Source organism: Antrihabitans spumae (assembly GCF_043944905.1).
GTDB classification, from domain to species: domain Bacteria; phylum Actinomycetota; class Actinomycetes; order Mycobacteriales; family Mycobacteriaceae; genus Antrihabitans; species Antrihabitans spumae.
In genome coordinates this window covers 37,628-47,094 of the sequence record NZ_JBIMSN010000085.1, presented here as the reverse complement: position 1 = coordinate 47,094, position 9,467 = coordinate 37,628, and the positions used below count along the sequence as shown (strand labels likewise).

10 protein-coding genes are annotated in these 9,467 nt (G+C 63.7%); 3 read left to right on the top strand and 7 right to left on the bottom strand.

The window, feature by feature from the left end:
* Positions 1-366: 366 nt before the first annotated feature.
* The 5 genes from ACHIRB_RS19385 to ACHIRB_RS19365 form a co-directional block, all read right to left on the bottom strand.
* Positions 367-1,338, bottom strand: coding sequence for a DUF1648 domain-containing protein (locus tag ACHIRB_RS19385; protein WP_395114372.1), 972 nt, complete (start codon positions 1,336-1,338; stop codon positions 367-369).
* A gap of 31 nt (positions 1,339-1,369) precedes the next feature.
* Complete coding sequence (locus tag ACHIRB_RS19380; protein WP_395125699.1) at positions 1,370-1,705, bottom strand: SCO6045 C-terminal-like domain-containing protein; 336 nt, start codon at positions 1,703-1,705, stop codon at positions 1,370-1,372.
* Positions 1,702-2,565, bottom strand: coding sequence for an MbnB/TglH/ChrH family RiPP precursor modification enzyme (locus ACHIRB_RS19375; RefSeq protein ID WP_395125700.1), 864 nt, complete (start codon positions 2,563-2,565; stop codon positions 1,702-1,704). Before ACHIRB_RS19375 ends, ACHIRB_RS19380 begins: the two co-directional genes overlap by 4 nt.
* A complete protein-coding gene (locus ACHIRB_RS19370) occupies positions 2,553-3,485 on the bottom strand; it encodes a TIGR04222 domain-containing membrane protein (protein WP_395125701.1) in 933 nt (310 codons plus the stop codon). The genes ACHIRB_RS19375 and ACHIRB_RS19370 overlap by 13 nt, the downstream gene beginning before the upstream one ends.
* Before the next feature lie 103 nt (positions 3,486-3,588).
* Positions 3,589-3,981, bottom strand: a complete 393-nt coding sequence (locus ACHIRB_RS19365) for an SdpI family protein (RefSeq protein ID WP_395125702.1) — start codon at positions 3,979-3,981, stop codon at positions 3,589-3,591.
* Positions 3,982-4,086: 105 nt separating this feature from the next.
* On the opposite strand from ACHIRB_RS19365, the gene leuS reads away from it, so the two are divergent.
* The gene (gene leuS / locus ACHIRB_RS19360; protein ID WP_395125703.1) at positions 4,087-6,909 is read left to right on the top strand and encodes a leucine--tRNA ligase; all 2,823 of its coding nucleotides are present in this window, start codon (positions 4,087-4,089) and stop codon (positions 6,907-6,909) included.
* Positions 6,910-6,960: 51 nt separating this feature from the next.
* Positions 6,961-7,338: a nuclear transport factor 2 family protein gene (locus ACHIRB_RS19355; protein ID WP_395125704.1), complete on the top strand. Its 378-nt coding sequence runs from the start codon at positions 6,961-6,963 to the stop codon at positions 7,336-7,338.
* A gap of 16 nt (positions 7,339-7,354) precedes the next feature.
* On the opposite strand, the gene ACHIRB_RS19350 is transcribed toward ACHIRB_RS19355, so the two are convergent.
* Positions 7,355-7,744, bottom strand: a complete 390-nt coding sequence (locus ACHIRB_RS19350) for a bacteriophage spanin2 family protein (RefSeq protein ID WP_199703958.1) — start codon at positions 7,742-7,744, stop codon at positions 7,355-7,357.
* Positions 7,745-7,976: 232 nt separating this feature from the next.
* Between ACHIRB_RS19350 and ACHIRB_RS19345 the strand changes: the two genes are divergently transcribed.
* Positions 7,977-8,408 carry a PAS domain-containing protein gene (locus ACHIRB_RS19345; protein WP_199703957.1) on the top strand — a complete coding sequence of 144 codons (432 nt, stop codon included), beginning with the start codon at positions 7,977-7,979 and terminating at the stop codon, positions 8,406-8,408.
* Here the strand turns inward: ACHIRB_RS19345 and ACHIRB_RS19340 are convergent.
* Positions 8,385-9,464, bottom strand: a complete 1,080-nt coding sequence (locus ACHIRB_RS19340; protein ID WP_395125705.1) for an NAD(P)H-dependent amine dehydrogenase family protein — start codon at positions 9,462-9,464, stop codon at positions 8,385-8,387. The two genes, ACHIRB_RS19345 and ACHIRB_RS19340, sit on opposite strands and share 24 nt — an antisense overlap.
* Between the last annotated feature and the right edge of the window lie 3 nt (positions 9,465-9,467).

Sequence of the window (9,467 nt, the reverse complement as noted above, 5' to 3'; positions counted from 1 at the left end):
ATTCGGCGAGCAGGGTCAGGAATCGTGCGGTGGCGGCGGCGATTTGTCCGGCGAGGGTGCAGATTTCGGTTTCGATCTCTTCGATCGGCCGTTGTGTCGGTAGTTCTGTCGGTAGTTGTGCGGTGGTGTTCATCGAATCTCCCCGTTTCGATAGAACTGATGTTCGACAAACCTACCTCGGACCACCGACAGAAACATGATCACCGAAACGTCCCCGCGGGGACGTTCGAATCGGCGCGAAAGGGCGAATTCCAACGATCAGCCGCAGGCCGACTCGCGCACCAGGTTCGTCAGGACCCAGATGCCCGGTCACCGAAAGACCGGATCACCAGAACGTCCCCGCGGGGACGTCCCGACCGGTCCGCGTCAACCGTGTACGTTCGCGGAGCGCCGATCGGCAAATGAATTGATCGCACCCGCCATGGCGTCGGCATGCTGGGTGGTGATCGTCAGCATCAGCCCACTTGCTGCGCCGATCTCGACGGCAGGTCCGGTGGTGGTGACGATCCCGTAGCGGCCGCGCCCCTTTGCGCGCAGCCCCCACCCGCCGTAGTCCTTGAACGGATTGACGTGGATCGACTTAGCTCCGGTGATCTCGTCGATCGAGATGTCTATCGAGGTGAGACCGAAATTGCGGACCCGCACCCCGGTCGAGTCGACGATCACTTCGAAACGCATCAACGCCAGCAGGACAAGGACGACTGGCACGGTCGCAACGAGGGGCCACGTCGCATCGACGAACAGACAACCGATCGCCGCAACTGCGACCACCGACGTAGCAACGACGACCGATCCGATTCTGCTGAAGCCGACGGTGTCTTCGATCGAGGCCAGCACCCCGCGCGGCAGCGTCGGCGGCGGTGGTTCCTCGGCGCGGATCCGGACGCGGAAGTCACGCAACATCGCTGCGCCGGTACTGCCGAACAGGATTCCGGCGAGCACGCCCAGACTGATGACCGGCCACGGCAGGCGCACGTCGGTCACGGAGTCTCGGTCGAGCTGGATCACCAGGATCGTGATCTGCAAGGTGAACAACAGCCCGACGATCGTCAGCCCGAGCAGCAGCATCGCTCGCCGCATCAGCAGCAGTGCCTGGGCCAATGCCGCGACGGCGCAGCATCCGCCGCCGACCAGCACGATCACGAGCGCGAACACCCAGGCGAAGGTCATCGGTTCGGAGAACGAGTCCGGTTTGGCGGCCGTCCAGTGCGTCGCAATCTGATCGGGTAGGCGCGATTTCAGCAGCGCGGTCACGGCGATCCCGACCGCCGCGGCGAGTATCGGCACGATGATGCCGAACACGAGGCCGACGGGGTCGATCAGCCGTTTGTGCTTCACAGCGTCACCGGCTTCACAGCGTACGTCGGCTTCACAGCGTCGCCGGCTTCCGGTGCCGCCACGGCCACCGGGACCGCGCCACCGGTTGCAGTCCGATGGCGGTGAGGTGATCGGCGAAGGCTCGGGCGTCGGCGTATGTCGTCGTCTTAGGTCGGTCCTTAGCCCAGGCGCAGTAGAGGTCCTGGAAGCGATCCCCGCACGCGTACGTCAGTCGCGGATACCGCCGACCGACCTCCTGCGCGCGTTTGCGAAGCAGTGCTCGGGACGCTGTGGCGAGTGCTTCCCGATCGAAGCCTTCGGGTGGTTCTGCGCCCGCGACCAACGCCCGAACCAACGCGGCCTGCTGCGCCGCCAAACCGTCCGTCATCGGTTCGACCATTCTGTTGCTGCGGTGATTCGGTCCAGACCGGCCGAATCTGCGATCGCGTCGAGCTCGGCGAGCAGTGCCGCAGCGGGCGGATAGTTGCCGTCGAGTTCGAGCATCAGAGGTGCAGATGTTGCCGCGCGTAGCTCGCCGACCAGCGCGAGGACATCGTTCGGCACCCGATCGGTGTGAGTGTCGTGATACATCCCGTCGAATTCGCTGCCGCCCGCGACGTGGCAATACGCGATCTGCTCGATCGGGAGTCGGGCGAGTTCTGCGCTGGCGTCGAGACCACGGTTGCGGGCGTTCGCGTAGACGTTGGCGATGTCGAGCAGCAAGTACACACCGGTCCGTTCGATCAACTCGGCGAGAAATTCGGATTCGCTGTATTCGGCATCGGGCCAATCGAACAGTGCTGCGATGTTCTCGACTGCGAACGGCAGGTCGAGCCCGTCCTGGACACGGCGGATATTGCGTGTCAGAACGTCCAGCGCTTCGGCTGTTCGAGGCATCGGCAACAGATGACCGGCCTCGACGCCATCGGCGCGGACGAATGCGATGTGCTCGCTGACCAACGGCGCGTCCAGTGCATCGGCGCAGGCGGCCAGATGGGCGATCCGTGCCGAATCGACTTCGTCGACACCGCCTATCGACAGTGAAATGCCGTGTGGAACAACGGGAACACCGCGGGAACGCAACACCGTCAGCTCGTCGGGTATGGCCAACCCGCGATTCCCACTTACCAGCGACTCCGCGATCACCTCGCAGAAGCCGATGTCGAGTTGCGCGATGATGCCGCAGATCTCCGGTCGCCAACCCATCCCGAGTCCACGATCGGCGAGCGGGCTGCTCAGCCCCCGCATCCGCCACCACCGCCACCACAACCGCCGCCCCCACCGCAGCTTGATCCGCCACCGTCTCCGCTCGACGACGAGCCGCCGTCGCCCGACGAAAAAATACCGCCCGACGATTCCGACGACGACACCCCGGACGCACCGGCGACAGCGGGATCGAGCAACCACAGTGCAGCGCCACCGAAGATCGCGGCGGACACGGCTGCGCTCGCAGGTCCGTAGGACCCGAGCGCAGGCGCGCGACTCGGTCGCAGATGCGCGTTGTTCTGCCACGCGATCATCATCTCGGTCATACCGCGCCGGGTACGACGTGAGGACCGCGCGACGAGCAGACCCGCCATCGTCAGCACTACGAGGGCCAAAATGAGGAAGAAGACCGGCTTTCCGTTCAGCACCCCCGCGATGACGCGAAGCAGTCCGACAACCCCGACGACGACGATCGGTACGGTTGCCATCTTCGCCGCGCGCCGATGGTCGGGCCCGACGAGTAGACCGCGGTCCACAAGCGAACCGCGCAGCTGCGCAAGGGGAACGGTGAGCGAGGACGTCAGCGCGCCGACCGACAGCGACCCGCCCATTGCGATCCGGTCGTACACGCTGCGCGTGAACGGATCCAGAGCGTGTGTGTCGGCTGTTGTCATCGATCGAGCGATGCCGGTGGCGGTGATCAGCTGCGCTCCACGCAGCAGCGCGAGCGCCGCCAGCACTGCGCGTTCGTCGGATATCAGCATGCCCATCTCGGGCGGGGTCAACGGACCGACGCTGCCGCGCGGATTCGACACACTGCGGGTGTACGCCTTGCGCAAGAAGATGCTCACCACGATTGCGATGACGGCACTCACAAGGAACCCGCGCAAGAACTGCCCGCTCGGAATTCCCCAGGTGTCGGCTGCTGTTACTGCGTCAGCGATTACATAAACGTTCGACATCGCAATCACCTTTCTGCGCGGACTGGAACGGCGGTACAACTTCGCCGCCCGTGCGCGTCAGCGAGTGCAGGTACTCGTCAGGTTCGCGCCGACGCGGAGCATCTCATTTTTCGCAGGCATCCTTGAGCGAGCACGAACCGCACGCGTCGCCACAGCCACCGACCGCGGCGGTTGCAGCTACTGCACGAGTTGCGATCGATCCACCGATTCCGGCGATCACCAATGCCGCGAATGCAGCGACGACGACCGCGACGATTGCGATGACACCGCTGAATGCGAAAGCGGCGACGCCACCGATCGCGAGCACGCCGGCGCTGGCCAGTATTGTGGGCGCAGCAACTTTGTTCGCAAGTTCGAACGCAGCGTCGTCGCGCAGGGTTTCCGCAGTCCGGATTCCGGCCCAGCGGTTGCGCGGCAACTGGCCGGTCAGTCCTGCAAGTCCGACACCTGCAACGACGACCGCCAGTACGAAGAAGACAGAAGCGACGATAACCACGTATGCAGGATACGGCCGAACTGCCTGCATGCATAAATGACTTTCACGACGCTTTACGCTGATACACGAGTTTCGAGACTGTCGCCGAGAAGATGTGAGAGCCCTGTGCCGAACGCCGAAGTACCCGAGCACCGCTACGACGCCGCCGCGGCGGGGCGGATCGAGCGCCGGTGGCAGCAGCTCTGGAACGAGCGTGGCACGTTCAATGCGCCCAATCCGGTCGGTCCGTTGGCGACCGGTTCGCCCGTCCCGAAGGACAAGCTTTTCGTTCAGGACATGTTCCCGTACCCGTCCGGTGCGGGTCTGCACGTCGGCCATCCGCTCGGTTACATAGCGACCGACGTTTTCGGACGCTTCCACCGCATGCGCGGCCACAACGTGCTGCACACACTGGGCTACGACGCGTTCGGCCTGCCAGCGGAGCAGTACGCGGTGCAGACGGGTACCCATCCGCGGATCACGACCGAGGCCAACATCGTGACGATGCAGGCGCAGTTGGATCGGCTCGGTCTCGGGCACGACAAGAGGCGCTCGTTCGCGACGACGGATCCCGAGTACTACCACTGGACCCAGTGGATCTTCCTGCAGATCTTTCATTCGTGGTACGACGAAGCGCAGGGCAAAGCGCGTCCGATAACGGAGTTGACCGACGAATTCGCCTCCGGCACAAGGCCGCTACCCGACGGTCGAGCATGGGCGGACCTGAGCGAAGCCGACCGCGGTGCCGTGCTGGACTCGTATCGCCTTGTCTACCAAACCAACTCGATGGTCAACTGGTGCCCCGGCCTCGGCACCGTGCTGGCGAACGAGGAGGTGACGCCGGACGGGCGCAGTGAGCGCGGCAACTTCCCGGTGTTCCGTAAGCGCTTGCAGCAGTGGATGATGCGCATCACGGCGTACTCCGACCGTCTGGTAGACGACCTCGAGTACCTGGACTGGCCCGACAAGGTCAAGGCCATGCAGCGCAACTGGATCGGGCGATCGCGCGGCGCCCAGGTGAAGTTCGATGCCGATGGCGGGGTGATCGAAGTCTTCACCACCCGGCCCGACACGCTGTTCGGCGCAACGTACGTCGTGCTCTCACCGGAACACGAACTGGTCGACACCCTCACCGCGGCCGAGTGGCCCGACGGTGTCGACGAGCGCTGGACCAACAACGGCGCGGCGACCCCCGCAGAGGCAATTGCCGCCTACCGCAAGACGATTGCCGCGAAGACCGATCTCGAACGGCAGGAGAACAAGGACAAGACCGGCGTGTTCGTCGGTTCTTACGCAACCAATCCTGTCAACGGCCACAAGGTGCCGATCTTCATCGCCGATTACGTCCTCAGCGGCTACGGCACCGGAGCGATCATGGCGGTCCCCGCTCACGATCAACGTGACTGGGAATTCGCAACGGCTTTCGGGCTCGACATCGTCGACGTCATCGAGGGCGGCAACTCGGCAGAGGCTGCCTACCCCGGCGACGGACCGCTGAAGGACTCCGACTACCTGAACGGTCTCGGCGTCGACGCGGCGAAGGCCGCGGTCATCGCCCAGTTGGAGGAAGACGGTCACGGCACCGGCACCATCCAGTACAAGCTGCGCGACTGGCTGTTTGCGCGGCAACGGTATTGGGGCGAACCGTTCCCGATCGTCTACGACGAGAACGGTGCCGCGCACGCATTGCCGGAATCGATGCTGCCCGTTGAACTGCCCGAGGTCGAGGATTACGCACCCGTCTCCTTCGACCCGGACGACGCCGACTCCGAGCCGTCACCCCCGTTGGCGAAGGCAACCGAGTGGGTCGAGGTCGAACTCGATCTCGGCGACGGACCGAAGAAGTACCGTCGCGATACCAACGTCATGCCCAACTGGGCGGGTAGCTCGTGGTATCAGCTGCGCTACATCGATCCGACCAATCCGGATACGTTCTGCGCCAAGGAAAACGAAGAGTACTGGGTCGGTCCGCGGCCCGAGTTGCACGGTCCGAACGATCCGGGCGGCGTCGACCTCTACGTCGGGGGCGTCGAGCATGCCGTGTTGCATCTGCTGTATTCGCGGTTCTGGCACAAGGTTCTGTTCGACCTCGGCTATGTCAGCTCGAGCGAGCCCTACCGGCGGTTGTTCAACCAGGGCTACATTCAAGCGTTCGCCTACACCGACGCTCGTGGCGTCTACGTCGCGGCAGACGAAGTCCGAGAGCGTGACGGAAAGTTCTATCTCGGCGACGACGAGGTCTTCCAGCAGTACGGGAAGATGGGCAAGTCGCTGAAGAATGCTGTTGCGCCCGATGAGATCTGCGACGAATACGGTGCCGACACACTGCGTATGTACGAGATGTCGATGGGTCCACTCGACACCTCGCGCCCGTGGGCGACCAAGGACGTCATCGGTGCCCATCGCTTCTTGCAACGTGTCTGGCGCGTCGTACTCGACGAGGAGACGGGCGAGCTCAAGGTCACCGACGACGCGCCGTCCGACGCGACACTTCGCCTGCTGCACAAGACGATCGACGGCGTCATCGCCGATTACACCGCTCTGCGCGACAACACGGCGGGTGCGAAGCTCATCGAGTTGAACAACCACCTCACCAAGGCCTACCCGGCCGGAGCGCCGAGGTCGGTCGTCGAGCCGCTGGTGCTGATGCTGGCTCCGCTCGCTCCGCATCTCGCCGAGGAACTGTGGGAGCGCCTCGGTCACACGGAATCGTTGGCGCACGGACCGTTCCCGACCGCGGACCCGGCGCTGCTCATCGACGACACCGTCGACTACCCGATTCAGGTCAACGGCAAGGTCCGCAGTCGGATCACCGTTGCAGCGGATGCAGACAAGGCTGCTGTCGAGGCCGCCGCGCTGGCCGACGAGAAGATCGTTGCGCTGCTCGACGGCAAAGCGCCGCGCAAAGTAATCGTGGTTCCGGGACGGATGGTCAACGTCGTCGCTTGACGCTACGCTCACTCCATCTAGAACACGTTCTAACTTTGGATGGAGTGAGCGATGACGTCGACGTTGACGGACACAATCCGCGCGACTGTGGAGCGCTATGTTGCGCTGGTCGCGACAGGCACCGCACAGGAGCTTGCCGACCTCTACACGGCCGACGCCGTCGTCGAGGATCCGGTCGGCACCGAACCGAAGGTCCGGCATGCGGCGATCCGTGACTTCTACGAGGTACTGCAGGCCGCCCAGCGGGAGACGAAACTACTCACCGCTCGCATCGCGGGTAAGCAGGCAGCATTTCACTTCGAGTTGACGACGACTTTCGGCGAACAGAAGGTCGTGCTGGCGCCGATCGATGTCATGGAATTCGACGACGACGGCAGAGTGACGAGCATGAAGGCGTACTGGGGTCAGGACGATCTGAAACTGACGTAGTTCGCCATTCGGTTCTTTAGCGGCAGGCGCTGCTGAGCGACTGATACAGGTCGGCCTTCTGCTGCGTCCAGTCCGCGATCGCTTGTGGGTTCAGGTCGCCGACGTTCATCTGCGAGATCGTGCTCGACATTGCTTCGAGCGCGTCCTGCAGCGTGACATCGGTCGTCTGGCCCGCCAGATCGGACAACTTCTGCGCGGCATCGGCGGCGTTCTGTGCCGAAATGTCGGGGTTGTTCACATCCGGGGTGAAGTTTGCTGCCTGCAGTGCATCGACGCAGACGCCTGCCTTGTCGACCGTTGCCGCAGCCTGGTCGAGCGTCTCGCAACCACTGAGAACCAGGACTGCGAAAGGGGCCGCAACGAAAGCGGCAGTGACAGAACGGCGGACGTGCTGGCGGAGGCGCATAGCCGGAGTTTACCGGCATATCGGACGTTGACGAAGGCCCATGTGAACAGCGCGATCTTCCAGCAAATCCGGCGTCGAAACGCACGGATAACGACTCGCCGAAGAGGGCTAGACGGGTAGGTGAACCCGCGCTAGTATCTCGATTCAGCATCGGTGAGGTCACAGCGTAGTCACACTCACCGATTGCTACAAGTTGGGTCGCGACCGGAATCGGATACGGGGATCTCGATATATGTACGAAGAGCGAAAGCCTGCGCCGGACACGGCACTCGGCTATTTACATCAACTTCCGGCACTGATCCTGATCGACCGCCTGCCGATACCGATCTTGGCGGTCGACGCAAAAGGTGAGGTACTGCACGCCAATCCGGCGTTGGAAGAACTGCTGGGTTACGACCCCGGCAACCTCACCGGTCGGCCGTTGGACAATCTGCTCGGTCGGTCGCCGGACGAATACCAGAGCGCTATCGGTGTTCTCGCCTGCCACGGTGGTCAGCCGATAGCGCTGCGTCACCGCAACGGCGACCCGGTACGGGTGATCGCGAGCGACTCGGTCTTCATGCGTCGCGACGATCCGATCACCCTCGTCTCCCTACACGATGTCACCGAAAACCTTTGGGCCGGTGGCCCGTACATGTCACTAGGGCGTGCCCACGGGGCCTAGCCCTCGCCCGGTGGTGAGCGGGAGGTCGACCGCGGTCAGCAGTCCGGGCCGCGCTTCGATCACCGCCGAGACCGCGCTGACAAGTCTGGCCGCCGTGCCGACGAGTCCCGCCGTGCTGTGCTCGCCATCGCTCGCGACGAGCTGCAGATCGAGGATGTAGTCGGGCTCGCCCTTGATTTCGACTCGGTAGCAACCCTTTCCAGCGGGCTGTGGCCATTGCGGCGCGAGATCAGGGCGTAACCGGGTGACGTGTTCGAGCACGAACACCGCCTTGCCCGCCTTCATGCCGCACACCTGGAATCGCAACGCCGCGGCCGTGCCCTCCGCAATCTGGTGACCGTTGAAGTCGAACGACTCGGGCGCGGGCACCCGCTCGAAATTCTGCTCGACACCGTCCAAATCCACGTCGAGTGCGCTCGCGAGCTGCCGGACGACGCTTCCCCATGCCAACGACAGAATGCCGGGTTGCAAGAGCAGCGGCAGGTCGTCGAGCGCGCTGCCGAAGCCCATGATCTCGAAAAGGACTTTCGGATTGTCGTAGGTCGAGTAGTCCATGACCTCCGAGCAGATGATCTGGTCGAACCGCTCGCACCCGCTACTCAGCAGCAAAGGCAACCAGTCGTTGGCCCATCCGGGATCGATACCGTTGACCCACAACGACACTCCACCCTCGGCGGCGGCGTCGACGATCGGATCGATCGCCTCCTGCGGCAGCGTGCCGTACGGAAACTGCAGAAATACAGGACTGCTGGAGACGACGTTGATGCCTGCCCGCAGAAACTTCTTCAAGTCCTCTACGGCTTCCATCAGTCTGTCGTCGGCCATCGCCGTATGGACTATGCAATCCGGCTTCAGTGCGACGAGCGCATCGGCGTCGGTGGTCGCAGTAATTCCGACCGTATGGTCGAGGCCGGCCAGTTCACCAGCGTCCCTACCTGCCTTCTCGTCACTGGACACCCACACGCCGACCAGTTCCAGCTCCGGACGCGCGATGATCGACCGCAACGCCCAGCGCCCGACATTTCCAGTGCTCCATTGCACGACGCGGTACGCCACAGC